We start from the raw sequence: 24,711 nt of genomic DNA on the forward strand, positions 1-24,711 counted from the left end.
CGCGTCGGGCACTGGTACCCCCGACGGGCCCCCGGCGGGGCACGGCGGCCCCGGCCACATCCCGCCGACCCGTACTCCCGGACGCCCCGAAGCCGCCTCCTGAGACGTCGCATGCGTAGACCCGCTGCGCCGCCATCCGTACGCTCCGCTGGACACCGCCGACCTGTCGGCCGGCGTCGTACGCGCCGCAGGTGACGGGCCGCCGGCGCCGCGCGCCGCACCGTTCGCCCCGGCCGACGTGGCCGCGAGCCGCGGCCGGGCCGCCCGGGCGGGGCTCGCGGGGGCGGATTCCGGCCGTCGGTGGTCGTCCGGGAGACCCGCCCCGCCTCATGCCCCTCGCACGCGTTTCCGTGGCAGGGTGTTCCGGGCACTTCACAGGGGTCGACGGCGAAGGGGGAACCGTGATCGTCTGGCTGAACGGCGCGTTCAGTGCGGGGAAGACCAGCACGGCGCAGGAGCTGACCGAGCTGATCCCGGGCAGTACCCTCTACGACCCCGAGGTGATCGGCGGGGTGCTGCGCCACCTCCTGCCGCCGAAGAGGATGGGCGAGGTCGGCGACTTCCAGGACCTGCCGATCTGGCGCCGGCTGGTCGTGGACGCGGCCGCCGCGCTGCTCGCGGAGGTCGGCGGGGTGCTCGTGGTCCCCATGACGCTGCTGCGCCAGGAGTACCGCGACGAGATCTTCGGTGGGCTCGCCGCCCGCCGCATCCAGGTCAGGCACATCCTGCTGACTGCTGACGAAACGATCCTGCGGGAGCGCGCAGCGGGCCGCGAGGAGTTCGCGGACGACTCCGAGCGCAGCGCGAGCGTCCGGCGGTGGGCCCTGGACCACATCGGGCCGTACCGGGCGGCCCTGCCTTGGCTGAGGTCCGACGCCTTCGCCGTCGACACCGATGAGCTGACGCCCCGGGAGGCCGCCGAACAGGTCGTGGAGGCCGTGCGCGGCGGCGCCGCGGCCCCCTGCGAGATCGTCCAGACGCCCGAGCCGACGGCCGAGACCCTCGCCGCCGGCGTGCTGCTCTTCGACGAGGCGGACCGGGTGCTCCTGGTCGACCCCACCTACAAGCCCGGCTGGGAGTTCCCCGGCGGCGTCGTGGAGCCCGGCGAGGCTCCTGCCCGCGCCGGCATGCGCGAGGTCGCCGAGGAGATAGGCATCGAACTGCCCTCGGTGCCCCGGCTGCTGGTCGTGGACTGGGAGCCGCCCAAGCCGCCCGGCTACGGCGGGATGCGCTTCCTCTTCGACGGCGGCCGGCTGCCCGGCGCCGACGCGGACCGGCTCCTGCTGCCCGGCGCGGAGCTGCGCGGCTGGCGCTTCGTCACCGAGGACGAGGCGGCGTCCCTGCTGCCGCCCGAACGGCTGCGCAGACTGCGGTGGGCGCTGCGCGCCCGCGAACAGGGACGCCCGCTCAACCTCGAAGCGGGCGTCCCGGTCGGCTGACGGCTGCGGTCAGCGCCTGCTCGCCGCGTAGTTGACGAGGAACAGCGCCTCGGCCAGGGAGAGCCGCTCCAGCTCCTGCGGGGACACGCTCTCGTTCACCGCGTGGATCTGCGCCTCCGGCTCGCTGAGGCCGATCAGCAGGATCTCCGCCTCGGGGTAGAGGGTGGCCAGGGTGTTGCACAGCGGGATCGAGCCGCCCATGCCGGAGATCTGCATCTCCTCGCCCGGGTACGCGACGCGCATCGCCTCGGCCATCGACGCGTACGCCGGGCTCGCGGTGTCGGCGCGGAACGCCTGACCCTGGCCGACCTGCTCCACCGCGACCCGCGCGCCCCACGGCGTGGCCGCCTCCAGGTGCGCGGCCAGCAGCTTCGTGGCCTCGGCCGCGTCCGTGCCCGGCGGCACCCGCAGGCTCACCAGCGCCCGCGCGCCCGCGTGCACGGACGGCGTGGCGCCGATGACCGGCGGGCAGTCGATGCCCAGGACGGTGACGGCCGGCCGGGCCCAGATGCGGTCGGCCACCGTGCCGGAACCGATCAGCTCCACGCCGTCGAGGACCTTCGCGTCCTTGCGGAACTCCTGCTCCGGGTACTGCAGGCCCTCCCACGCCGCGTCCGCCGCCAGCCCGTCGACGGTCGTCGAGCCGTCCTCGGCGCGCAGCGAGTCCAGCACGCGGATCAGCGCGGCCAGCGCGTCGGGTGCCGCTCCGCCGAACTGGCCGGAGTGCAGATTGCCCTCCAGGGTGTCCACCTGGACGCGGACGAGCGTCATCCCGCGCAGCGTCGCGGTGACGGTCGGCAGGCCCACCCGGAAGTTGCCCGCGTCGCCGATGACGATGGTGTCGGCGGTCAGCAGCTCCGGGTGCGCCTCGGCGTACCGCTCCAGGCCGCCGGTGCCCTGCTCCTCCGAGCCCTCGATGATGATCTTCAGGTTGACCGGGACGCCGCCGTGCTCCTTGAGCGCCCGCACGGCGGTGAGGTGCATGATCAGCCCGCCCTTGCAGTCGGCGGCGCCGCGCCCGTACCAGCGCCCGTCGCGCTCGGTCAGCTCGAACGGCGGCGAGATCCAGGCGGCCTCGTTCAGTGGCGGCTGTACGTCGTAGTGCGCGTAGAGCAGAACCGTGGGGGCGCCCGCCGGGCCCGGGAGGAAGCCGTAGACGGACCGGGTGCCGTCCGGAGTGTCGAGGAGGGCCACCTCCTCGAAGCCCTCGGCGCGCAGCGCGCCGGCGACCCAGTCCGCCGCCGCCTCGCACTCGCTGCGGGGGAACTGCGCCTCGTCCGCCACCGATTTGAAGGCCACCAGCTCGGTCAGCTCGGTCCGGGCGCGGGGCTGGAGGGCGGCAACGGCCGCCGCCAGCGCGGCCGGGGCCGGCTGGGGCGGGACGGTCGAGGACGGTTCCATGGAACGCTCCTTGAGGGCACGGCGTTATCCGTACGTACGGGCGATTGTCCGCTGATCCTCCCATGGCTTTTGCGCGGGATGGTCGCGCCCTTCCCTGCGGCGGGCCGGACGGGCGACGGGCCGTAGGATGCGGGCGGTAGCGGTAGCCGGTGATCGATCGGGAGTAGAAGCACAGGTGAGCAGCGACAACGCAGCCCAGGACGCGGGGCGGGACGCGGCCGAGGGCCAGGAGCCGGTGTGGGACGTCGTGGTGGTGGGCGCGGGGCCCGCGGGGGCCTCGGCCGCGCACGCCGCCGCGTCCGCGGGCCGTCGGGTGCTGCTCCTGGAGAAGGCGGAACTGCCCCGCTACAAGACGTGCGGCGGCGGCATCATCGGCCCCTCGCGCGATGCCCTGCCGCCCGGCTTCGAACTGCCGCTGCGCGACCGCGTGCACGCCGTCACGTTCTCCCTCAACGGGAAGCTGACGCGCACCCGCCGCTCCAAGCGGATGCTCTTCGGGCTCATCAACCGGCCGGAGTTCGACGCCGCGCTGGTCGAGGCCGCGAAGGAGGCCGGCGCCGAGGTGCGTACGGGCGTGACCGTCTCGCGCGTCGAGCAGCACGGCCCGGCCGTGCCCGACCGCCGCACGGTCGCCGTCGTCCTCGGTGACGGCACGGCCGTCCTCGCCCGCTCGGTCGTCGGTGCCGACGGCAGCGCCGGGCGGATAGGGGCGCATGTCGGGGTCAAGCTGGACCAGGTCGACCTCGGCCTGGAGGCGGAGATCCCGGTCCCGCCGACCGTCGCCGAGGACTGGGCGGGCCGGGTGCTGATCGACTGGGGCCCGATCCCCGGCAGTTACGGCTGGGTCTTCCCCAAGGGCGACACCCTCACGGTCGGTGTGATCTCCGCCCGGGGCGAGGGCGCGGGCACCAAGCGCTATCTGGAGGACTTCATCGCCCGACTCGGCCTGGCGGGCTTCGAGCCGAGCATCTCCTCCGGCCACCTGACGCGCTGCCGCTCGGACGACTCCCCGCTCTCCCGCGGCCGGGTCATCGTGTGCGGCGACGCGGCCGGACTGCTGGAGCCCTGGACCCGCGAGGGTATCTCCTTCGCCCTGCGCTCGGGTCGGCTGGCGGGGGAGTGGGCGGTCCGTATCGGCGAGGCGCAGGACGCGGTCGACGCGCGCCGGCAGGCGCTCAACTACACCTTCGCCATCAAGGCGGGGCTGGGCGTCGAGATGGGCGTCGGGCGCCGGATGCTCGCCTTCTTCGAGCGCCGCCCCGGCATGATGCACGCGGCGATCACGGGCTTCCGCCCCGCGTGGCACGCTTTCGCGCGGATCACCCGCGGGACGACGACGCTCGCCGAGATCGTCCGGACGCACCCGATGGCGCGGCGCGTGCTGTCGTCGGTGGACCGCGGGGGTGCCGGCGGCGGGCGGTGATGTCCGGCTGCCGGTGGCGGTCGGGCTGTATGCGCTGATGGCGGGTGGCGGTTGCCGCGGCGCCGCAGGTAAGCGCGGATGACGCTGTTGCTGTAGGCCCGGTCGGCGCTGACGCTGTCCGGTCTCCGCCGCGGCCTGCCGAGCCCCATGCGAGGCACGCGGATCTTGTCCAGCACCGGCTCGAACCGGGTGCCGTCCGCGGCCAGGTGAACCTTCGTGGTCAGCCCGCCGCGGGACCGGCCGAGGGACTCACCGCCCGGACCGCCTCCTCCGGAAAGGCCGGCAGGCACAGGCGAACGTCCCTGTGCACGACCCCTGTTGAGACGGCCGGCCGTGCCGGCGGGTCGTTGCGGGCTCCGGCGGCGTGCTGGTGGGCCCTGACGGAGGTGGAGTCGACGTTGATGTCCCAGTCGACGTCACCCGCCGCGTCGGCGGTGGCCCGGACGTGCAGCTGGTCGTCGGCATCCCGCAGATCACTGCCGTCCGCTTTGAGGGAACCTCGAACATGCCGGGCGCCGCCCCGGGCACCAACCCCCCGGACTTGCGTGCCGCACACTGCGGCGGTCTCCGGGCGGTCAGCGGTTCCGGTCCTCCTTCTGCAGCCCTTCCTTGAGGATGGAATTGGTCATCTGCCGGACCACGGTGAACGGCCGCCGCGCGCGTTGGCCGTGGAGCTCGGCTTCGTCGACGGTGAGCCGGAACAGGTCCTGGAGATGGGTACGGCGGCGTCGCGGATCGGAGCAGACGCTGCCCAGCAGCGCCTCGAAGGTTTCGGCGTCACCAGCCGACCAGGCAGCCATCATCCGGCGGATGAAAACCCGCTCCTCGGGAGAGCTCTCCTCGATGTTGACCTGATTGCCATCATCGTCCTTGCTCGTGGTCCAGTCCGGTCCCTGCGCCAGGGACAGCCGACACACGAAGTCGCTCGCGACGCGTACGAGCACCACGGCCGCCGCATCGCCGAGCCCGGCCAGCGTCTCCGCCCTGCGGTAGGCGGCTTCGACATCGCCCAGCGCTCCCTCGGCTACCGCCGCCTGCAGCAGCACGTAACCCTTCTCGGTCTGCTCGTTGACCTGCTCCAGCACGCCCTTGGCCTCCACTTCCCCCACCGCACATCCGGACGCCCTGATCATCCCCGAGTCATGCCCACGACAGTCAGGAACGAGACATCCGGCGCAACGGGGACGCTCACCGGTTCGTGGAGCTCGCCCTCGCCTCGCACTGGACGCCTCGCTGCGGACAGCCGCACCGCTTCTGGGAGCCGGCCTGGACCGCATCGTCCACGCCTCCTGCACCGAAGGACTTGACCCCTCGACCTTGCGGCCCGGGCCGAAGTCGCCCTCGCGGCGGCTCAGCTCCCGCATCGCGGCGGTCTGCCGCAACGGCTTCTCGCTCGACCTCGCCGAGCTGTTCCTCGACGACCTGGGCACCCTCCTGCCGGAGCTGCGGCGACAGCCGGGACCGCTGGACCGGCCCCAGGCCGTCGCCACCGCCTTCCATCACTGAGCAGCGCTACCGCCTGCCCGGCGGACCCCCGCCGCCGTGGTCCCGCGGGACGTACGCGACCGCCGGGCCCGGCTCACCTTCCCAGCCCCCGGTAGCGCCGCAGGGCGAGCGGCAGGAAGACCGCGAGCAGGAGCAGCGGCCAGGCCACCGCCATCGACAGGGCGTGCTGGGCCGCCCAGGAGCCGCCGTCCGCGCCGGGGCTGCCGAAGAGCTCCCGGACGGCGGCCGCCGTGGCCGACATCGGGTTCCACTCGGCGATGGCCCCGAGCCATCCGGGCATCGTCTCGGCGGACGCGAAGACGTTGGAGAGGAAGCCGACGGGCCAGATGAGGATCTGCACGGCCTGGACGAGTTCGGGCTTGCCCGCCACCATCGCCAGGTAGATGCCGAGCCACAGCATCGCGAACCGCAGCAGGAGCAGCAGCCCCACCGCGTGGAGGGCGTTGCCGAGGCCGTCGTGCCAGCGCCAGCCCATCAGCAGCCCGACGCCGATCATCGCGAGCAGACTGAGCACCGACTGGAGCATGTCCAGGGCGCTGCGGCCGACGAGGACGGCGGAGGGGGCCATCGGCAGGGACCGGAAGCGGTCGATGACGCCCTTGTTGAGGTCCTGGGTGACGGCGACCATCGTGCCCTCCAGGCCGAAGGCCATGGTCAGCGCGAGCATGCCGGGGACCAGGAACTCCTTGTAGTCGCCACCGCCCGGGACGGTCATGCCGCCGCCGAGGAAGTAGGCGAACATCAGCAGCATCATGACCGGGAAGGCGAGGCCGACGATGACCTGGACGGGCTGCCGGGCCCAGTGCGCGAGGCCGCGCCGGGTCATGGTCCAGGAGTCGGCGAGGACCCAGGCCGAGGGGTGTGCCGGTGCGGGGGCGTGGGCGGGGACGTGGCTCATGCGGCCGCTCCTTCCTTCGCTGCGGCGTCGGCCGGTGCCGCGCCCGTGACGTGCAGGAACACCTCGTCGAGCGTCGGGCGGCGCAGCGCGATGTCCGCCGCCTCGATGCCGGCCGCCGCCAGTGCCCGGACGGTCTCGGTCAGTGCGGCCATCCGGTCGGTGACCGGCGCACTGATCAGCCGGCGGTCGGGGTCGGTGGTGACGGCGGACGCGCGGGCGGCCATGGCCACGACGGCCCCGGCGGCGGACAGCCGGCCGGCGTCGCGCACGACGACGTCGATGCGGTCGCCGCCGAGCCGGGCCTTGAGCTCGTCGGGGGTGCCTGCCGCGATGACCTTGCCGGTGTCGACGACGGAGATCCTGTCGGCGAGTTGGTCGGCCTCCTCCAGGTACTGGGTGGTCAGCAGCACGGTCGTGCCGCCGCCGACCAGGGAGCGCACCGATTCCCACACCTCGGTGCGGCCGCGCGGGTCGAGTCCGGTGGTGGGCTCGTCGAGGAAGAGCACCTCCGGGGCCAGGATCAGCGCGGCGGCCAGGTCGAGGCGGCGGCGCATGCCGCCGCTGTAGCGGCCGACGGGCTTGCGCCCGGTGTCGGCCAGGTCGAACCGCTCCAACAGCTCCTCGGCGCGGGCGGCGGCCCGGCGGGGGCCGAGGTGGTAGAGCCTGCCGAACATGTCGAGGTTCTGACGGCCGCTCAACTCTTCGTCCACGGCGGCGTGCTGGCCGAGCAGGCCGATGCGCCGGCGGACCTCGTCGGGGTGGCTCAATACGTCGCGCCCCGCCACCTCGGCCCGGCCGGCGTCGGGTCGCAGCAGGGTGGCGAGGACGCGGACGGCCGTGGTCTTGCCGGCCCCGTTGGGGCCGAGCAGCCCGTGGACGGTGCCGCGCGGGACGCTGAGGTCCAGGCCGTCGAGGGCGTGCTTCGTCCCGTAGATCTTCCGCAGTCCTTCGACAACGATCGCGTGATCGGTGTCAGTCAATGCGCTCTCCTCCGATAGGTAGTCAAACTTGACTACGCCCGGGTGAAGCTACTCCTCACCCCGAAGGGAGTCAAACTTGATTACTGTGTTCTGTCGGTGGGACCCGGCCCCGCGTGGGCGCTCAGCGCGCTCCCGGCCGCCGGGTCACTGCTCGCCGCTGGTGACGACGCCCTTCCACTGATCGCCCTCGTCCGCCATGACGTAAACCCCGCCTTCCAGGCGCTCGATCAGCCCGCGGGTCCACTGCGCCCCGCTTTGCGCGGTGTGCACCCACATGCCCATGATCTCGCCGATGTAGCCCCAGTCCTGGCCCGCGTCCGGGGTCCAGTGCCGACCGATCTTGGACCGCCACGCCTCCAGTGACTCCACCCGCCGCTTCAGCAGCGCGATGGCCTCGGCACGCGGCAGGTCGACGATGAACCCCACTCCCGCGCTGAGGACGTCGACCTTCTGGTCGTAGGAGGAGAGGGCCTCGCGCAGCAGCGTGAAGTACTCCGCCTCACCCTTCCCCGTCAGCTCGTACTCCGTTCGCGGGGGTCCGCCGGCCTCGCTCGGGGCGACGTCGTGCGCGATCAACAGCCCTTGCTTGGCCATCTGCTTGAGCGCGTGGTAGATCGATCCGGGCTTGGCGTTGGACCACTCGTGCGCGCCCCAGAACTCCAGGTCGTTGCGCACCTGATAGCCGTGAGCGCGCCCGTGCTGGCGCACCGCCCCCAGCACCAACAGCCGGATCGCCGACATCGTCTTTCCTCATTCCACCCGGTCGTGCCCGTACCGCGGCACACCTGCGCGGCCTTGAAGCCAGCCTAGGCGGAACGGGTCCCCCGCCCGGCTCAGCCCTGGCCCGCCGCACCCTGCGCCTCGGCCACCAGCTCGAAGGCGGTCTTGCCGTCGAGGGGGGCTGGAACTGGCAACCTCGCACAATCGGCTGTCGCGTATTCCTCGATGAGTGAGGGTCCGTGGTCACCGTGTGTCGTCGCCGGGCGCGTAGTGCTGCCAGGTTCATCCGGCCTCGGCGGCCGGCGGACCCGTCCGGCGGTCTCAGAACAGCGCGTCCGGGCCTTCCACCTCCGGTGGGCGGACGGCAGCCGTGGTCCCCGCCTCCGGCGCCGCGGCCAGGAGCGGCCAGCCCGCCAGCCGTCGCGCGTCGACCAGCAGCAGCCGGCCGTCCGCCGTCTCCAGATAGAGATCCGGTCCCGCCACCGCGGCGATCCGGCCGGTTATGGAGACGCCGGGGGAGAGGTCGACCACGCCCGGACCGCGCCGCAGCCGGTCGAGGTGGAACATGGCGTCGTGGTGGACCGGCGCGAAGGGCCGTACGTCCAGCGACTCCGGCAGTCCGCCGAGCCCGCGAGCCCGCTCGTGCAGCTCCGCCAGCTCCGCCGTCCGCTGCCGTTGAGGCGGCGCGGGGTGCCGTGCGGCGCGCTTGGCCGCGTACGGAAAGCGGTCCGGGACCGCCAGCGCCGCGCCCAGCACCGCCTCCGCCCGGCGGGCCGCCATGAGCGGACCGCGCCCGAGCAGCGCGTAGGACAGCGCGGCTTGTTCGAGCAGCCGCACCCCCTGGCGCTCCGCTGCCGTGATGCCCACTTTGACCACCCCGGGCCCGAACCAGGCCAGGTAGACGTCGTACGGGCGCGGGTCGTCGGCGATGGTGTCGGCGGCCACCGAGTGGGCCCGGTCCAGCCGCGCGCACTCCGCGCACTGCGCCGAGACGGCCGTGGCCGTGACCTCGGCACCGACCGGGCACGGCGTGTGCCGGCCGCCCCTGCGCACCCCGACGCAGCGCCGCGCGTCGCCCGTCGTGAAGGCCAGCGGCCGGTTCGGCGGCAGGGGAGAGGTGCGTGCCCCGCGCCCGGGGTGCAGCCAGGTCAGCTCCGGCCCGGAAGGACTCCAGCGCACCCCCGCGCACTGCCAGTCGGTACGCCCGACGCTCATGGCGCCCACCCCTCTCCTCGCCCGCGGTCCTCACGCGCGGTGACCGAAAGCCCCCGCGGCCCCCACACATCGCATTGTGTCAGCCACCACTGACAGCGCCCGGCCCGTCACCGTGAGGCGGATCGCACCACGTTCCGGGTGCCGTAGGCGATCGCCGCGGCCACGGCGGCGAGGGCGGCAACCGTGGTCAGGGCGATGGGCAGGGAGAACCAGTCGGCGAGGAAGCCGATCGCCGGCGGCCCGAGCAGCATGCCGCCGTAGCCGAACGTGGAGGCCGTGGCGACGCCGCTCGGACCGGCCAGCTCCCCCGCCCGCCCGATCGCCACGGGAAAGATGTTGGCCAGGCCGAAGCCTGTGATCGCGAAGCCCGCCAGCGCCGCCCAGACCGTCGGCGCGAGGGACCCGAGCAGCATGCCCAGCGCCGCGGTCGCCCCGCCCGCGACCAAGGTCCTTGTCTGGCCGAGCCGTTCGAGGAGCCTGCTGCCGGTGAGGCGCCCGACGGTCATGGTGAGCGCGAAGACGGAGTAGCCGACGGCCGCGAGGCCGGACCGGGCACCGAGGTCCTGCTGGAGGTGGAGCGCGCCCCAGTCGGCGAGCGCGCCCTCCCCGTAGGCGTCGCACAGCGCGATCAGCCCGAAGACGGCGACCAGCCCCCGCGTGCGCCCGGCCGTCCCCTGTCCGCGATCGGCTGTCCCGCGCTCGTGACCGGACGTCCCGCCGTCGCGCTTCGCCGGTGCGGCCGTCCGGTCGGCGGCGGGCGCCGGCCGGGAGAGCAGCGCGCGGCCCGCGACCACGCTCAGCAGCAGGCCCACGGCGGTCAGGAGCAGCAGGTGGCGGGTGACGGACAACTGCCCGGCGACCAGACCGCCCAGCCCCGCCCCCAGCATGCCGCCGAGGCTGAACGCCGCGTGGAAGCTCGGCATCACCGGCCTGCGCAGGGCCGCGACGAGGTCCACGGCCGCGCTGTTCATGGCGACGTTGAGTCCGCCGTAGGCGGCGCCGAAGACGAGCAGGACGAGACCGAGGGCGAGCGCCGAGTGGGTCAGCGGCGGCAGGGCGATGCCCAGGGACATGAGCAGCCCGGCGGCGACCGTCACGGGGTGGCTGCCGAACCGCCGGCACAGCCTGCCGGTCACGGTCATGGTGGCCACCGCACCGGCCGACACGCCCAGCAGGGCGAGCCCGAGCGCGCCCGCGGACGCCCCGGTCTGCTCCTTGATCGCGGGAATGCGGACCACCCAGCCGGCGAAGAGCAGGCCGTCGAGCGCGAAGAACAATGTCAGGGCAGTGCGAAGGCGGCGGAGGGCAGGATCGGAGGGTTTCGGACCGGATCGGCCCAGAACGGCCGTCCGTATTTTGTTTAGCGTCGGCACAAAGTCAGAATAGGGGGGTGACCCAGACTCGGACAACACGTTTGGAGCGGGGCCGTGGTGCCCTCGGCCCGGCCTTGGAGCTCGTACACACCGGTCGCGCCCCCACGCGCGCCGTGCTCACCGCCGAACTCGGGGTGACCCGCGCGACCGCCGGAGCCGTCGCCGCCGAGCTGGAGGCCCTCGGACTGATCGAGGTCGACGCCCGCCCCGGCGCGCCCGCCGGTTCCCAGGGCCGCCCCTCGCATCGGCTCTCCGTCGCCCCGGACGGCCCGGTCGTTCTCGCCGCGCAGATCCACGCCGACGGCTTCCGCGCCGCCCTCGTCGGCCTCGGCGGCCGGATGGTCGCCACCGCGCCCGGCTGCATGACCGTGCCCGCGGACCCCTCGCACATCATCGACGCCGTCGTCGAGGCCGGCGCCGGCCTGCTGCGCGAGACCGGCCGCCGCTGCCTGGGCGCGGGCCTCGCCGTCCCCTCCGCCGTCGCCGAACCGGAAGGCACGGCCCTCAACCCGCTGCACCTGTCCTGGCCCGCCGGCGCGCCGGTCCGTGCCCTGTTCACCGAGGCCCTCGCCAAAGCGGGCGTCCCCGGCCCCGGGACCGGCCAGGCGACCGGCGTCACCGGCAACGACGTCAACCTCGCCGCTCTCGCCGAACACCGGCACGGTGCCGGCCGCGGTGCCCAGCACCTGCTGTGCGTCGCCACCGGACACCGCGGTGTCGGCGGCGCGCTCGTCCTCGACGGCCGACTGCACTCCGGCAGTTCGGGCCTCGCCCTGGAGGTCGGCCACCTGACCGTCAACCCCACGGGCCTGCCGTGCCACTGCGGCAGCCGCGGCTGCCTGGACGTCGAGGCCGACCCGCTCGCCTTCCTCACCGCCGCCGGCCGTGCCCCCGGCCCCGAGGTCTCCCTGCTCCAGCAGTCCCGCGACCTGCTCCGCTCGGAGTACGCGGACCCCTCCGTACGCACCGCCGCGGAACTGCTCATCGACCGTCTCGGCCTCGGCCTCGCCGGCCTCGTCAACATCCTCAATCCCGACCGCGTCATCCTCGGCGGCCTCCACCGCGAGCTGCTGGAGGCCGACCCCGAGCGGCTGCGCGCCGTCGTCGCCGACCGCAGCCTGTGGGGCCGCAGCGGCAGTGTGCCGATCCTGCCCTGCACGCTCGACCACAACAGCCTCATCGGCGCGGCCGAAGCGGCCTGGCAGCCGGTGCTGGACGACCCACTGGCGGCACTCGGCTGAGGCTGGTGCGGTACGGGGGCGCACGCTTGTGCGGCGGGCTCGCGCGTGCCCGTGCGCCAACGGGTGCTCGCGCGCGCACGCGTGACGACGCTGTGGGAGGCGTTTCGGGCGGGCTGGCATCGCGCCCCCATGCGCGCGCACGCGTGGCCCCCGGCCCCTGATCGCCGGCGACCGCTGCACGTACGCACCCGCGGTCCTCGGACCAGGCCGTCCGGCAGCGGCGTCGACGGCGTCCCGGCCCAGCCGAGCTGCTCCCGGTGCTCGGCACGTGTCCGTGGCTGTCTGACATGCGCCGGTGATGGAGCAATGGTAAAGCTGACGCATGGAGCGCTCCGGTCTACTGCGCGATAGGCCATCACATTCGGTGACCTTCCACGCCCAGCGGCCACCCGCCGTGGCCAAGCTCCTGGATCACCAGCGTGGACGTCCGTTGGATAACAACGTCCGGGGCATCATGGAGACCTCGTTCGGCTACGACTTCAGCCACGTGAGGGTGCACACCGATCAGGACGCTGCGGCGTCGGCACACGCAGTTCAGGCCCGGGCGTACACGTACGGTACGCATATCGTCTTCGGCGCGGGCCGATACGCGCCCAGCACCCCGGGCGGGCGCAGACTGCTCGCACACGAGCTGGGCCACGTCGTAGAACAAACCTATGGGCAGGCCGGGGCCGCACCGGTGGTCCAGGCCGACAACGATCGGCAGGCGCTATGGGCGCGCCTCCAGACAGTTCGTGCCCGCCTGGCGCAGCTGCGTGGGCAGGAGCGGCAGTCCACCCAGAAGTTCGTGGAGTCGGCAGAACAGGCACGGCAAGGTGATGCGGTTGCTCGCGGCAGGAAGCGGGACCAGGCAACGTCGCGTTCCGAGCGCGCGGCCCCTGAGCTGTGGGGCGGTACGGTCGCGGGGCGCAGAATGCGACGGGCCGCAACGGCGTCTCAGAGCGGCAACACCGTGACGTTGACCGTAAATATCCGGATCGTGTACGTAGGCATGTCAGATCAGGATGGCCAGAAGCGTGCGAAGAGCGACATTCCACGGATCGAGTCCGCGATCAGCAACGCATGGCAGGTGGACATCACAAACGGCGAGTACGCCGGCATCAAGTTCCGGCTGCTGCCTCGACTGACATACCTGAGCAACGACCAGCCGAACCCCACGGAGTCGTTTGTGATCCGCGTGCGCCAGCCGGACAGTGCACCATCGAGCGGCACTTCGGTCACCGGTGTGATCAGCCTCGCGCCGGCCCATCTCGAAGGCTCGAGGATCATCACCGTCGCCCACGAGCTCGCCCACCTGTTCGGCTTCGTGGACACCTACCTTGAGGCGACGAAAACCAGCCCGACCGGCAAGCAGGTGGAGCAGTTCACCGTCGGTCGGTCCGATACGGCGAACCGGCCTGATCTGCTGGGCATGGTTGATCCCGACCTCCTGCAGCGCAAGCTCCAAAAGGGAGCCGTAAGCAAGCAGGATGTCGAACGGCAGACGCGCCCGGTCACTGTCTGGGAGGAGGAGGCGAGCATCGTCCTTCGAGCCTTCGGCATCGCGCCGCCGACGCCACAGCGGCCGGGGCCGGACAGCGAGGACTTCGACCCGGCACAGGAGCTCGATCGCGAGCGTCGGGAAGGCGAATCACGCCTTGCCCCGATCCGGGAGGGGCGCCGCCGTGCTGAGGATTCGATTCAATGGGTGAAGACCACAGAGGAGATCCTGCAGCTTGAACGCGAGGAAGGTGACCTGACCAGGCGGCTCGGTGTTCTCTGAACTTCGGGACCTCCCGCACTCCACTGGCCCCGCCTCGCCACATCAGCCAGCGTCTGCCCAGTGCCCGCGTCCGCTTCTGGCGGCAACGCGCCGCGAGCAGAAGGCGGGACCGGACATGTCGAACGTGCCCGTACCGGCAGCAGCGGCCCCCGCCGACACGGCTCGGGGGCCCGGCCGTGACGCCCGCCTGTCACCCTGTCATCGCGCGCCGCGCGCTCGCGGTCAGGCGGTCACGGACCGCGGAGTACGACGTAGCAAGGGCGGCGGCTGAGTCTGCCAAGGAGCCAGCAGGACACCCAGGTGCCCCGCCCACCCCGGCGTTCGCGCTGACATCTCATCAGCCGCGCGCGGGGAAGCGGCGCCGGCCGCCGCGTTCGGCCCGCCCGGCGGGCGGCGCGCCCGGAGGTGCCGCGCGCCGCTCCCGCTGGGTGGGGTGCCCCTGTCCGGTCAGCCGGGAACGGCGGAGCGGACAGGGGAGCGGTCGCGGAGGGCTGCCCGGACGGCCACCGCGGGCTCGTCGAAGGCGGGTTCCTCCAAGGCTGGCAGGTGGAGGACGGGCTGTTCGAACGCGATGGTGGTCCGGTCGTTCTGCGCCGGCCGGACCGCGGCCGTGCCGGGGACGGGGAGGGTGAACCAGACGACCTTGCCGCCGTCGTGGCGCTCCTGGACGCCCCAGCTCGCGCTGACCGCCGCGATCAGGGCGAGGCCGCGGCCGTGCGTGCTGCCCGTGTCACCGCCCCCGACGCGCGGGAGCCGGGGGTCGTGGTCGCGCACCGAGACCGTGAGCTGGTCCAGTACGAGATCGATCTCCACCGTGCAGCGTTTGTCCGGTTCCGCGTGCCGGTGCACGTTGGTCAGGAGCTCGGTGACGCCGAGCGCCGCGGGGTCGATGAGAGAGTCGAGATGCCAGTAGCGCAATTGCGCAGATACGATTCTGCGGACCTGCCCGATCCGCGGGGGCAGAGCCTGGAGCTCGACGGTGCAGTGCTTGTTCGGTCGGCTGATCACGGCTGCGACTCCCTGGAAGAAGTAGGGCTAGCCTGATGCAGATAGGAGTTCTGACACGCGGGTTCGGGCCGGTGACGGTGGCCATCGAGCCGAGGGCGGCAGACTGATCCGGAGCGTAATCGACGGTGTACCGTCAGTAATGCTGGTACGAGTCAAGAGTCGACTCCCGTGGCGACATCCGCAACTTCTGCGCCTTCAGTCCCGCACATCGCTCCCGCGCGCGGAGCGCACCGCCTCCAGGAAGCGCCGGACCGCGGACGGCCCCGCGTCCTCGGCGGCGTCGGGCCCGCCCAGCGTGAGCAGATAGCGCGTTCCGTTCACCGTCGCCCGCGCCCGGTCCCGGGCGGCGAACCACGGTTTGCTCGCGTGGACCGATCCCAGGGGCGCGCTGTCGATCTCCCGGCCGTAGCTCGTCAGCAGTTCGAGCCGACCGTTGCTGATCTTCACCTGACCCGCCCGGGTGAGAGAACGCAGAGCGCGCTCGATCCGCACTCCGGTCGCGTTGAACTCCGGCTCCGCCACGGCAACCGCCTCCCCGGCTGAATCGTGCGCCCTGGTGCGCAGTCTGCCTGTGACGCGGCTCACGCACCAGTGCCCCTTTATGATCGAAACGTCCGAGTGATCCACCAGGAGACCGGACGAACACCGTGAGGAGCGTCGTGAACAGCACCGTACCCACGGGCGGCTCCGCCACCCCCACCCTCGACATCGACCGCAGCGACCCGAGGTACCGGGCCTGGCTCGCCGAGGCGGTCCGCAAGGTGCAGGCCGACGCGAACCGTTCGGCCGACACCCATCTGCTGCGCTTCCCCCTGCCGCGGGAATGGGGGGTCGACCTCTACCTCAAAGACGAGTCCACCCACCCCACCGGCAGCCTCAAACACCGCCTCGCCCGCTCGCTCTTCCTCTACGGCCTGTGCAACGGCTGGATCCGCCCCGACGCCCCCGTCATCGACGCGTCCAGCGGCTCCACCGCCGTCTCCGAGGCGTACTTCGCCGGCCTCATCGGGGTGCCGTTCATCGCCGTCATGCCGCGCACGACGAGCCGGGAGAAGTGCCGGCTGATCGAGTACCACGCCGGACAGTGCCACCTCGTCGACGATCCCCGCGGGATGTACGAGGAGGCCGCCGCCCTCGCGGAACGGACCGGCGGCCACTACATGGACCAGTTCACCTACGCCGAACGGGCCACCGACTGGCGGGGCAACAACAACATCGCCGAGTCGATCTACACCCAGCTCCGCCTCGAACGCCACCCCGTCCCCGCCTGGATCGTCGCCACCGCGGGCACCGGCGGCACCTCCGCGACCATCGCCCGCTATGTGCGCTACATGCAGCACGACACCCACGTCTGCGTCGCCGACCCCGAGAACTCCTGCTTCTTCGACGGCTGGAAGGACCACGACCCCGCCGCGTACAGCGAAACCGGCTCCCGCATCGAGGGCATCGGCCGGCCGCGCATGGAACCCAGCTTCGTCACCGGCGCCATCGACCGGATGATGAAGGTCCCCGACGCGGCGAGCGTGGCGGCCGCACGCGCCCTGGAGCAGGCCATCGGCCGCAAGGCGGGCGGTTCCACCGGCACCGGCCTGTGGAGTGCACTCAAGATCGTCGCGGAGATGGCCGGCGAGGGCCGCAAGGGCAGCGTCGTCACCCTCATCTGCGACCCGGGCGAGCGCTACCTCGACAAGTACTACTCCGACGCCTGGCTCGCCGAGCAGGGCCTGGACATCACGCCGTACGCCGCGGCCATCACGGCCTTCCTGGCCACGGGCCGCTGGTCCTGCTGAGCGACGCCACCGCTCACGCCCGCCGGTGGCGCACGTGCCCACAGGCGGGCGCCGGACGGGCCCGGGAGGAACCGGCACCACGTCCCGCCGGGCTCAGGCGTTCGCGGTGTCCGCGGAGGGGGCCGCCACCACCAGCTCCGGCAGCCGTTCCGCGATCTCCTCACGCGCCGCGGCCGGCATCCCCGCATCCGTGACCAGCGCGTCCACCTCGTCGAGGGACGCGAAGGAACTCAGACCCACCGTCCCCCACTTGGTGTGGTCCGCCAGGACCACCACCCGCCGCGCCGAGCGCACGAAGTGCCGGTTCGTCTCGGCCTCCGCCAGATTGGGCGTCGACAGGCCCGCCTCCACGGATATGCCGTGCACACCGATGAACAGCACATCGAAGTGCAGCGTACGGATCGCGGCGTCCGCGACCGGACCCACCAGCGTGTCCGAGGGCGTACGGACCCCACCGGTGAGGACCACCGTGGCCGCGCCCGGCCGCGGGGAGGGCCCCGCGGCCGTCACGGACCGCTGCGCGGTGTGGAACACGTCCGCGGCCCGTACGGAGTTCGTCACCACCGTCAGTTCCGGGATGTCCACCAGCCGCTGCGCCAGCGCGAACACCGTCGTGCCGCCGGCGAGGGCTATCGCACCGCCCTGCGCGGCCATCTTCGCGGCCGCCCGCGCGATGTCCTCCTTGGCCGTCAGCTCCAGTGCCGACTTCGCCTCGAAACCGGGCTCGTGCGCCGTGGCCTCGGCGACCGGCACCGCGCCGCCGTGCACCTTCTCCAGCACACCCTGCCTGGCCAGCGCGTCCAGGTCCCGACGGACCGTCATGTCCGAAACGTTGAGCCGGCGGGTCAGTTCATTGACCCGCACGCCGCCGCGCCGTCTGACCTCGTCGAGGATCAGGGCACGACGCTGCTCCGCGAGGAGGTTCTGATGGTCGCTCACCCGGCCCGCCCTTCCGATCGGTCACCGACAGCCGCGGGCGTCCATCCTCCCACGCGGGTACGGCATCGATCACTGGCGCCGCGGCGCATCACGATTGGGCCTCGCCTGCCGGTGGCAGGCCGTTGTCAGTGGGCCCTGGCACGATGCTGGAAGCGCTCAACGAGGGCCACACCGGGATCGGGGGACGCGGTGGTAAGGACGGAACGGCCGGCGACGGCCGCACCCACGGAACGGAATCGCGAAGCGGCGGAGCCGGAGCTCGCCCTGGAGTTGCTGGTGCACGGCGTCGGCGGCGCCACCCCGCACGGCATGCTCGCCGACCCGCGCACCGAGCGCGTCGCCGGTGACGACATCGCGGGCCTCCACCGCCGCGCCGACGACATCGACGCCGAGGAACGCCCCGGCGACTACCGCGACCGGCCGGTCCGCGAGGCGTACGTCTGGTCCAACCTCACCTCCGGGAACGGCTCGCGCGCCCTGTGGCTGGTGCTGCTGCCCTTCATGGTCGTCAACCTCGCCCACTGGATGCGTCCCACCGCCGAGGGCCGCGCCGGGACCGTGCGCGCCTACGGCGTGCTGGTGCGGCTCGTCGCCCTCACGCTCACCGTCCTGCTGACCGCCGCCGTCTGCGAGGTCGCCCTCGACCTGACGGCCTGGCAGTGCGCGGGCACGCGCGCGTGCTCGTCGGGAAAGGCATGGCTCGGCTTCATGTCCGCCGACCGGCACGGCTGGTGGAGCCAGCCGGGCCGCCGGCTCGCCCTGGCCGCCACCGTGCCCACGCTGCTGACCGGACTGCTGTGGTTCCTCTCCCACCGCACCTGGAGCGCCTACGAGGCACAGCGGCCCACCACCGACGGCGACTGCCCGACCGACGGCCGCCGCCCCGCCCTGTGCCTGCCCGGCTTCTGGTACGGGCGGCGGATCGTCGCCCGGCTCCGCGCCGCCCACACCGCCGCCGCCCTGCTGACCGTCACCGTCGTGCTCCTCCAGCCCACCACCCGCTACGACCGGGCGCCCGGCGGCAGCGCGATACTCGACACCGCCGGGTGGGTGCTCGCCGTCGCCCTGCCCGTGCTCGCGGCGCTCGTGGTCCTCACGGTCTGCCGCCGGGGCCGCAGCGAGGCCACCCGCGACGAGGCCACCGACAGTCGCACCGTACGGGCCCTGCCCGTCGCCGCCCTGGCCCTGCTCGCCCTCGCCGCACTCGACGCGGCCTGGAGCCGCCCCGGCTGGACGTCCCGCGGCATGCTGCCCGGCGACCGGACCTTCGGCCTCATCGCCCTCACCCAGGGCGTCCTCCTCGTCCTCCTCGTGCTCGCCGCCCGCGGTCTCCACCGGGCCGCGCCCGTCGAACGCACCCCCCTGGGCGGACTCGCCGGGCCCGCCGTCGCCACCCTCGCCTGCGCCCTCGGCGGCCTCATGTCCGGCGGCGTCGCGCAGCGCATAGCGGACTGGCTGGACGGCCGCGCCACCCCCGGCATGGGCGACGGTCCCCTCGCCGGCCCGCCGGTGGTCCTGTCCTGGCAGGCGGCGGCCGTGCCCGTGCTCCTCGCCGCCCTCCTCGCCCTCGTCCTGCTCCTCGCCGTCCGGGCCGTGCGCGTGCGCCGCTCCCTCTTCCGCACCGTCCCCGACGGCTACCCCGGCGAACCGACCGACCGGCGCCGTACGGGCGTCATCGCCGGCGCCATCGCCCGCGCCGGCCTCACCGACTCCGCGCCCTGGGTCATCGGCGCCGCCGGGGCACTCACCCTGGCGCTCGGCGGCGTCGCGCTCGCCGGGGCCTGGTCCACCAGAGACGTTCCCGGCGAGGCCGCCGAGGGCACGCCCGGGATCGTCGAGGACACCGCGCAGACCGCGCAGGCACTGGGCTCCTGGTGCGTCGGGCTGGGCATCGTGGTGCTGCTGACCTGGGGCCGCCGCGCCTACCGCGACCCGGCCGCGCGCCGCACCATCGGCATCCTCTGGGACGTCGGCACCTTCTGGCCGCGCGCCGCCCACCCCTTCGCCCCGCCCTGCTACGCCGAGCGTGCCGTACCCGACCTCACCTGGCGCATGCGGACCTGGACCGAGCGCACCGGCGGCCGCCTCGTCATCTCCGGGCACTCCCAGGGCAGCGTCCTCGCGGCCGCGGCCGTCTGGCAGCTCGACGCCGCGACGCGCGGACGGGTCGCCCTGCTCACCTACGGCTCGCCCCTGGAGCGGCTGTACGGGCGCTGGTTCCCGGCCTACTTCGGCCCCCGGCAGCTCGCGGTCCTGCACCGCGACATCCGGTGCTGGCGCAACCTGTGGCGGCTCACCGACCCCATCGGCGGCCCCGTCCGCCTCCCGGCGGGCGCCGGCACGGCCGTCGACCAGGGCCCCCTCAAGGACCCCCAGGCCTACGGGCGTTCGGCGGACCACCCGCTGCCCGCACCGGTCCTCGGCCACTCCCACTACCAGGCCGACCCCGCGTTCGCCCGGGAGCGCACCGCACTGCTGGCCAGTCTCGCCGCCCGGATACCGGCTCAGCCTCAGGGCAGCGAGGGCAGGTCCTCGGGGTAGAGCAGGGTGAGATCATCCGTGGTCGGCTCGGCGAGCTGTGCGACCCGGCCCGCGTGCCGCTCCACCATGGCCTCGAACGTCTGGCGGGCGGTACGGCCGTTGCCGAACGCCGGACCCTTGGGGATCGCCGTGAAGTACGTGAGCAGCGCGTCGGCGGCCCCCGCCCCGATCCGGTATTCGTGCTCCACCGCCTGCTGCTCCACGATCCGCAGCAGTTCCTCCGGGGCGTAGTCGCTGAAGGTGATGGTGCGTGAGAAGCGCGAGGCGACACCGGGATTGACGGTCAGGAACCGCTGCATCTCCGCGGTGTACCCGGCGACGATCACCACCACCGCGTCCCGGTGGTCCTCCATCAGCTTCACCAGCGTGTCGATGGCCTCCCGGCCGAAGTCCCGCCCGGAGTCCTCCGGCGACAGGGCGTACGCCTCGTCGATGAAGAGCACCCCGCCCCGCGCCCGGTCGAACGCCTCCTGCGTGCGGATCGCCGTGGACCCGATGTGCTCGCCCACCAGGTCCACCCGGGAGACCTCCACCAGATGACCGCTCTCCAGCACCCCGAGGGAGGCGAGGATCTCGCCGTAGAGACGGGCCACCGTGGTCTTGCCGGTCCCAGGAGAACCGGTGAAGACCAGATGCCGGCGCACGGAGGCCGCCTTGAGCCCCGCCTCCTGCCGCCGCCGGCCCACCTCGATCATGTCCGTCAGCGCGCGCACCTCACGCTTGACGCTGTCCAGCCCCACCAGCGCGTCGAGCTCCCCGAGCACCGTCGCCGCCGGCCGCCCGCTGTCGCAGGCGGCGGGCACGGCGTCGTCGGGGGAGCGCTGCAGCGGCACCCCCACCGACAGCACCGGCGCCGGCGGAGCGGCCTCCACCACCGGAGCGCTCAACCGCCCCCGGGCGGCCATCGGGGCCCCCGCCACGGCGGTCACGCTCTCGTCGCTCGTACAGCCCTCGCTGACGGTGCCGGGCTCGGCGAACTCGTAACCGCCGCGCGCGCACCGCTCCGTACGGCACCGGGTCAGCGTCGTACGGCAGCCGTCGATGACGTGGAAGCCGTAGCCACCGCTGCCGGTCACCCGGCAGTCGTGGAACGTGCCGCGGCCGCCCGCCGAGACGTAGAAGCCCGCCTCGGCCGGGGAACTCACCACGCACCGCTCCATGGTGGGGTCGGCGCCCTTGGTGACGATGACGCCCGTGGCCGTCGCGTCGATGGCGCAGTCCAGCAGCGCCCCGCCGCTGCCGTGGTCGCGGAACCACGCCCCCGTCCCCGCCTCGCGGATCCGGCAGTCCTCCAGCCGCGCCGTGGCCCCGTCGCTCACCGACACCGCGGTGTTGCGGACCTGGGCGAGGTCGCTGTCGACGACGTCCACGACCGAGCCCCGGTCCAGGACGAACAGCGCGTCCGGCACGTCGCGCACCCGGCACGCGCCCAGCACGGCGCTCGCACCGTCGCTCACCCACACGGCCGGATAGTCGCCCGTGCTCTCGTGGATGTCGCTCCGGTCGGCCTCCACGCGCGTGCCCGGATCCCACACGGACAGCCCGTTGCGCCCGAAGCGGCGCACCGCGCAGCGGGTCATCGACAGCACCGACCGCGAGCGCAGGTCGACGCCGTTCTCCGGCACGTCGTGGATGTCGCAGTCGACCAGGGCGAGGACGGCGTCGGTGTCCAGGGTCACCCCGTCGCCGGACGTGCGGTGCACCTGACAGTCCGTGAGATGCCCGGCGGCGCGCGCGGACACCTGCACCCCCGCGCCCCGGATCTCGTACACCTCGCAGCCGATGGCCTCCAGGGAGCTGCCCTCGCCGGTCATCGACAGCCCGGCACCGGAGGAGTGGTGCACCCGGCAGCGCTCCAGACGCGGGTGGGCCCCGCCGCGCACGGTGACGCCCGACTGGCCGGCCGCCACCACCTCGCAGTCCTCGAAGAACCCGCCCGAGCCGTCCAGCACGCTGATGCCGATGCCGTCGGGATTGTCGACCGTGCAGCGCCGCACCGTCGGGCGCGAGCCGCCGCGCACCTCGATGCCCGCCGCCGAGCGGGTCGAGATCCGCAGGTCCGCCAGCTCCGGCGCCCCGTCCTCCACCAGCAGCGCGGGCGCCGCCGCGTCCTGCCCCTCGATGTGCAGGTCCAGCACGGAGGCGGAGGCCCGGACGGTCAGGGCGACGCCCTCCGTGGGCGCGATCCGCACCATGCCGCGCGAGCCCTCGGTGCCGCGCAGCGTGATGGCACGGGTGACGATCAGATTCTCCCGGTACGTACCCGGAGCGACGGACAGCACGTCCCCGTCGGCCGCCGCCTCCAGGGCCGAGGCCAGGGAGTCGTATTCGCCCGTGCGCCGCCGCCAACGCGCCGTGCCGGTGTGCGTCACCTGGACCGAGCCCTGTGCCATGGTGCTGCTCTGCCCCCACCTCGTGCCTGCGTTCACCGGAACGGAAACGTACCGGCCGGACCACCGTAGCGCGCGCGGGCCACGGGAGTTGACCGGTCAGCTTCCCGCGTCCGCCCGGCCCCAGGTGTGGGCGGCCCGGCGCCACGCCCGGTCCCAGAGGGCGTACCGGCGCCGTGCGAGACGCCAGACGACGAGTCTGCGGACAGCCTCCACCAGACCGGCCGTCGCCGCGGCCGTCGCGGCACCGGCGAGGCCCGCGTGGACGGCGGCCGTGTCCTCGTCCATGGGCCGGCCCGAGACCCGCCCCCGGTCGTCGGTCCACAGCGCGAACCGGTAACCGGGCCGCGCCGCGTGCCGGACGGCGACCACGCCGGAGAGCGTCCCGCCGTCCGGACCCGGCCAGCGCGCCACCACCCGGTGTCCCTCACGCCCCCCGGTGGTCTCCCGTTCGGACTCGGCGGCCCTGCCGGGCAGGGCCCGCAGCGTGGTGGCGGTCACCGGATGCCGGTGCCGGTGCTGATCGCGGACGGTCTGCCGCAGCGCCTGGTGCGCGAGCGAGCCGGTCGTCCAGCCTACGGCCGTTCCGGCCACCAGCATCAGCACCACGGCGGCCAGCCCCACCCATGCCTCCAGGACATCGGTCCGGCGACGCAGCGGATTGCGCCGCCAGCGCCATACCCATCTCGTCGCGCGCACAACGCTCACCCCCTTCCGCGTCCGTAAATACCTCACACAGGGCATCGCATGCGGAGGAAGGCGGCGGAGAGAGCAAAATCACCCCCTCCGGAGGTCGTTCGCGGCGGGAGGTTGACGGGTGGCGGGCGGTACGGGCCTACGGGCGGCTGTCGTGGCCGAGGGGTCGTCGGGGCCGGGGTGGGGCCGGAGACCCGGGGGTTCTGCCCTCAGCGCTCAGCGCTCACGCGCTCAGTCGAGGATCTCGACCTCGTCGCCGACGCGCAGCACGCCGGTGTGCTCCGGAATGAGGTTCATCCCGAACACGAGGGCCTTGCCGATGAGGTGGTGCCGGGCGAGCGTGCGCAGCGGCTCCTTGCCCCGCTCGGCCGTGTGCTGGTCGGTGGTGGTGACGACGCACCGGCCGCAGGGCTTGACGGCCCGGAAGGTGACCTCGCCGATGCGTACGCGCCGCCAGTCGTCCTCGGCCCAGGGCGCGGTGCCGTCGACCACGACGTTCGGCCGGAAGCGGTTCATGGGCAGCGGACCCTCCTCGGGGTGGTTCCCCTGGGAGATCAGCGAGTTGAGGGCGCCGAGCGACGCGGTCGTGGTGGCCAGCAGCGGATAGCCGTCGGCGAAGCTGACGGTCTCGCCGGGCCGGGAGTACCGGGGGTCGACCGGGCGGCGTATCGCGGGGTCGTCCATGTGCAGCAGCCGGGCCGAGGTGCCCAGATAGGCGCTCAGCCACGCGTCGGCCGCGGCCCCCGCGGGCACGGCCTCGACCTTGTCGCGGAAGATCTGCACCGTGACCGTACCGCCCTGCTCGGCCAGGTCGGGCACGGCGACGTCGATCGGCTCGGCGCCCGGCGCGTCCAGCCGGACCCCGCCGCCCGCCAGCGGGCGCGAGGACGCCAACGCGAGCTTCGGGTGCTGGCGTTGGCTGATCAGCGCCCCGTCGTCGTCGGCGACCATCCAGCGCCGGTCGCCCGCGAGCCCCCAGGGCTCCACGGCCGCCTCACCGGGCGCGCACCCGGCCATCGACTTGACGGGATAGAAGTGGACCGCGGTCAGCACTGGCGTGGACATGCGGCCATTTTGCCATCCGGACCGGGTGGCTGAACGATTCCCCCCGTACCAGGTCCGGCCGGGCAGGCAGGGGCCGTCAGTAGCCGCCCTGCTGGGGGTACTGACGGTTGTACGGGTCCTCGTACGGCGTGGGCGCCGGGCGGGGCGCGACGGGGCGCATCGCGTCGTAACCGGCGGGGGCCGGCCGCTGCTGCTGGTACTGCTGCTGTTGCTGCGGGCCCGGGTAGCCGCGCGGCGCCTGCTGCGGGATGTACGGCGCGGGCGCCTGCTGGAGGCCCGCCGGCTGCGGCTGCCCGCCGGCCGGGTAGCCGTACTGCGGCGCGG

General features: G+C 73.4%; 21 protein-coding genes and 2 pseudogenes. 7 read left to right on the top strand and 16 right to left on the bottom strand.

Translation table 11 applies throughout. From position 1 onward, the window contains the following. Nucleotides 1-401 precede the first annotated feature (401 nt). Nucleotides 402-1,439 carry an NUDIX hydrolase gene (locus J7E86_RS28280; RefSeq protein WP_215085630.1) on the top strand — a complete coding sequence of 346 codons (1,038 nt, stop codon included), beginning with the start codon at nucleotides 402-404 and terminating at the stop codon, nucleotides 1,437-1,439. A gap of 9 nt (nucleotides 1,440-1,448) precedes the next feature. On the opposite strand, the gene J7E86_RS28285 is transcribed toward J7E86_RS28280, so the two are convergent. Further along, nucleotides 1,449-2,840 carry a dipeptidase gene (locus tag J7E86_RS28285; RefSeq protein ID WP_215085632.1) on the bottom strand — a complete coding sequence of 464 codons (1,392 nt, stop codon included), beginning with the start codon at nucleotides 2,838-2,840 and terminating at the stop codon, nucleotides 1,449-1,451. Between the two features lie 175 nt (nucleotides 2,841-3,015). Between J7E86_RS28285 and J7E86_RS28290 the strand changes: the two genes are divergently transcribed. Then, on the top strand, nucleotides 3,016-4,263 hold the full coding sequence (locus J7E86_RS28290; RefSeq protein WP_308312757.1) for a geranylgeranyl reductase family protein: 1,248 nt from the start codon (nucleotides 3,016-3,018) through the stop codon (nucleotides 4,261-4,263). 53 nt (nucleotides 4,264-4,316) lie between these two features. On the opposite strand, the pseudogene J7E86_RS32145 reads toward J7E86_RS28290, so the two are convergent. The 3 genes and pseudogenes from J7E86_RS32145 to J7E86_RS28300 all read right to left on the bottom strand — a co-directional run. Beyond that, a pseudogene (locus J7E86_RS32145) lies at nucleotides 4,317-4,508 on the bottom strand (IS5/IS1182 family transposase); the annotation flags it as partial. Then, on the bottom strand, nucleotides 4,484-4,819 hold the full coding sequence (locus J7E86_RS32150; protein ID WP_215085636.1) for a hypothetical protein: 336 nt from the start codon (nucleotides 4,817-4,819) through the stop codon (nucleotides 4,484-4,486). The gene J7E86_RS32150 and the pseudogene J7E86_RS32145, both read right to left, overlap by 25 nt. A gap of 19 nt (nucleotides 4,820-4,838) precedes the next feature. After that, nucleotides 4,839-5,363 carry a hypothetical protein gene (locus J7E86_RS28300; protein ID WP_215085638.1) on the bottom strand — a complete coding sequence of 175 codons (525 nt, stop codon included), beginning with the start codon at nucleotides 5,361-5,363 and terminating at the stop codon, nucleotides 4,839-4,841. 256 nt (nucleotides 5,364-5,619) lie between these two features. Here J7E86_RS28300 and J7E86_RS28305 point away from each other — a divergent pair. Next, nucleotides 5,620-5,769, top strand: a pseudogene (locus tag J7E86_RS28305) (glutamate decarboxylase); the annotation flags it as partial. A 73-nt stretch (nucleotides 5,770-5,842) separates the two neighbouring features. Here J7E86_RS28305 and J7E86_RS28310 read toward each other — a convergent pair. From J7E86_RS28310 to J7E86_RS28330, 5 genes are all read right to left on the bottom strand, one after another. After that, nucleotides 5,843-6,667, bottom strand: coding sequence for an ABC transporter permease (locus J7E86_RS28310; protein ID WP_215085640.1), 825 nt, complete (start codon nucleotides 6,665-6,667; stop codon nucleotides 5,843-5,845). Continuing rightward, nucleotides 6,664-7,647: an ATP-binding cassette domain-containing protein gene (locus J7E86_RS28315; protein WP_215085642.1), complete on the bottom strand. Its 984-nt coding sequence runs from the start codon at nucleotides 7,645-7,647 to the stop codon at nucleotides 6,664-6,666. The genes J7E86_RS28310 and J7E86_RS28315 overlap by 4 nt, the downstream gene beginning before the upstream one ends. A 144-nt stretch (nucleotides 7,648-7,791) precedes the next feature. Then, nucleotides 7,792-8,388, bottom strand: a complete 597-nt coding sequence (locus J7E86_RS28320; protein ID WP_215085644.1) for a PadR family transcriptional regulator — start codon at nucleotides 8,386-8,388, stop codon at nucleotides 7,792-7,794. A gap of 300 nt (nucleotides 8,389-8,688) precedes the next feature. Further along, complete coding sequence (locus J7E86_RS28325; RefSeq protein ID WP_215085646.1) at nucleotides 8,689-9,582, bottom strand: DUF2797 domain-containing protein; 894 nt, start codon at nucleotides 9,580-9,582, stop codon at nucleotides 8,689-8,691. Between the two features lie 107 nt (nucleotides 9,583-9,689). Further along, nucleotides 9,690-10,955: an MFS transporter gene (locus J7E86_RS28330; RefSeq protein WP_215085648.1), complete on the bottom strand. Its 1,266-nt coding sequence runs from the start codon at nucleotides 10,953-10,955 to the stop codon at nucleotides 9,690-9,692. A 17-nt stretch (nucleotides 10,956-10,972) separates the two neighbouring features. On the opposite strand from J7E86_RS28330, the gene J7E86_RS28335 reads away from it, so the two are divergent. Continuing rightward, the gene (locus tag J7E86_RS28335; RefSeq protein WP_215085650.1) at nucleotides 10,973-12,196 is read left to right on the top strand and encodes an ROK family protein; all 1,224 of its coding nucleotides are present in this window, start codon (nucleotides 10,973-10,975) and stop codon (nucleotides 12,194-12,196) included. A 322-nt stretch (nucleotides 12,197-12,518) separates the two neighbouring features. Continuing rightward, nucleotides 12,519-13,958 carry a DUF4157 domain-containing protein gene (locus J7E86_RS28340; protein WP_215085652.1) on the top strand — a complete coding sequence of 480 codons (1,440 nt, stop codon included), beginning with the start codon at nucleotides 12,519-12,521 and terminating at the stop codon, nucleotides 13,956-13,958. Between the two features lie 447 nt (nucleotides 13,959-14,405). Here J7E86_RS28340 and J7E86_RS28345 read toward each other — a convergent pair whose 3' ends face one another. Continuing rightward, nucleotides 14,406-14,966: an ATP-binding protein gene (locus J7E86_RS28345; protein ID WP_215085654.1), complete on the bottom strand. Its 561-nt coding sequence runs from the start codon at nucleotides 14,964-14,966 to the stop codon at nucleotides 14,406-14,408. Nucleotides 14,967-15,161: 195 nt separating this feature from the next. Then, entirely contained in the window at nucleotides 15,162-15,488 is a 327-nt protein-coding gene (locus tag J7E86_RS28350; protein WP_215085666.1) for a hypothetical protein, read from the bottom strand. A 137-nt stretch (nucleotides 15,489-15,625) separates the two neighbouring features. Between J7E86_RS28350 and J7E86_RS28355 the strand changes: the two genes are divergently transcribed. After that, nucleotides 15,626-16,756 carry a PLP-dependent cysteine synthase family protein gene (locus J7E86_RS28355; RefSeq protein ID WP_215085656.1) on the top strand — a complete coding sequence of 377 codons (1,131 nt, stop codon included), beginning with the start codon at nucleotides 15,626-15,628 and terminating at the stop codon, nucleotides 16,754-16,756. A 93-nt stretch (nucleotides 16,757-16,849) separates the two neighbouring features. On the opposite strand, the gene J7E86_RS28360 is transcribed toward J7E86_RS28355, so the two are convergent. Then, nucleotides 16,850-17,695: a DeoR/GlpR family DNA-binding transcription regulator gene (locus tag J7E86_RS28360; protein WP_215085658.1), complete on the bottom strand. Its 846-nt coding sequence runs from the start codon at nucleotides 17,693-17,695 to the stop codon at nucleotides 16,850-16,852. A gap of 189 nt (nucleotides 17,696-17,884) precedes the next feature. Here J7E86_RS28360 and J7E86_RS28365 point away from each other — a divergent pair, with 189 nt between their 5' ends. Next, on the top strand, nucleotides 17,885-20,236 hold the full coding sequence (locus tag J7E86_RS28365; RefSeq protein ID WP_374223872.1) for a hypothetical protein: 2,352 nt from the start codon (nucleotides 17,885-17,887) through the stop codon (nucleotides 20,234-20,236). Here the strand turns inward: J7E86_RS28365 and J7E86_RS28370 are convergent. The 4 genes from J7E86_RS28370 to J7E86_RS28385 form a co-directional block, all read right to left on the bottom strand. Further along, nucleotides 20,206-22,629 (bottom strand): right-handed parallel beta-helix repeat-containing protein, encoded by a 2,424-nt coding sequence (locus J7E86_RS28370; protein WP_215085660.1) that lies wholly within the window; start codon nucleotides 22,627-22,629, stop codon nucleotides 20,206-20,208. The genes J7E86_RS28365 and J7E86_RS28370 overlap by 31 nt on opposite strands. Nucleotides 22,630-22,725: 96 nt before the next feature. Next, nucleotides 22,726-23,325 (bottom strand): hypothetical protein, encoded by a 600-nt coding sequence (locus tag J7E86_RS28375; protein WP_308312758.1) that lies wholly within the window; start codon nucleotides 23,323-23,325, stop codon nucleotides 22,726-22,728. A 228-nt stretch (nucleotides 23,326-23,553) separates the two neighbouring features. Beyond that, nucleotides 23,554-24,387, bottom strand: a complete 834-nt coding sequence (locus J7E86_RS28380; RefSeq protein ID WP_215085664.1) for an MOSC domain-containing protein — start codon at nucleotides 24,385-24,387, stop codon at nucleotides 23,554-23,556. Nucleotides 24,388-24,463: 76 nt separating this feature from the next. Next, nucleotides 24,464-24,711: DUF6643 family protein (locus tag J7E86_RS28385; RefSeq protein ID WP_374223873.1), on the bottom strand; the 248-nt coding region annotated here is incomplete at its 5' end.

This window comes from Streptomyces sp. ISL-11 (assembly GCF_018614525.1).
GTDB lineage: Bacteria > Actinomycetota > Actinomycetes > Streptomycetales > Streptomycetaceae > Streptomyces.

Excerpts from the sequence above, each read along its gene's own strand:
- J7E86_RS28285 (WP_215085632.1), bottom strand. The coding sequence starts at position 2,840 with ATGGAACCGTCCTCGACCGTCCCGCCCCAGCCGGCCCCGGCCGCGCTG.
- J7E86_RS28310 (WP_215085640.1), bottom strand. The coding sequence starts at position 6,667 with ATGAGCCACGTCCCCGCCCACGCCCCCGCACCGGCACACCCCTCGGCC.
- J7E86_RS28320 (WP_215085644.1), bottom strand. The coding sequence starts at position 8,388 with ATGTCGGCGATCCGGCTGTTGGTGCTGGGGGCGGTGCGCCAGCACGGG.
- J7E86_RS28325 (WP_215085646.1), bottom strand. The coding sequence starts at position 9,582 with ATGAGCGTCGGGCGTACCGACTGGCAGTGCGCGGGGGTGCGCTGGAGT.
- J7E86_RS28340 (WP_215085652.1), top strand. The coding sequence starts at position 12,519 with ATGGAGCGCTCCGGTCTACTGCGCGATAGGCCATCACATTCGGTGACC.
- J7E86_RS28370 (WP_215085660.1), bottom strand. The coding sequence starts at position 22,629 with ATGGCACAGGGCTCGGTCCAGGTGACGCACACCGGCACGGCGCGTTGG.
- J7E86_RS28380 (WP_215085664.1), bottom strand. The coding sequence starts at position 24,387 with ATGTCCACGCCAGTGCTGACCGCGGTCCACTTCTATCCCGTCAAGTCG.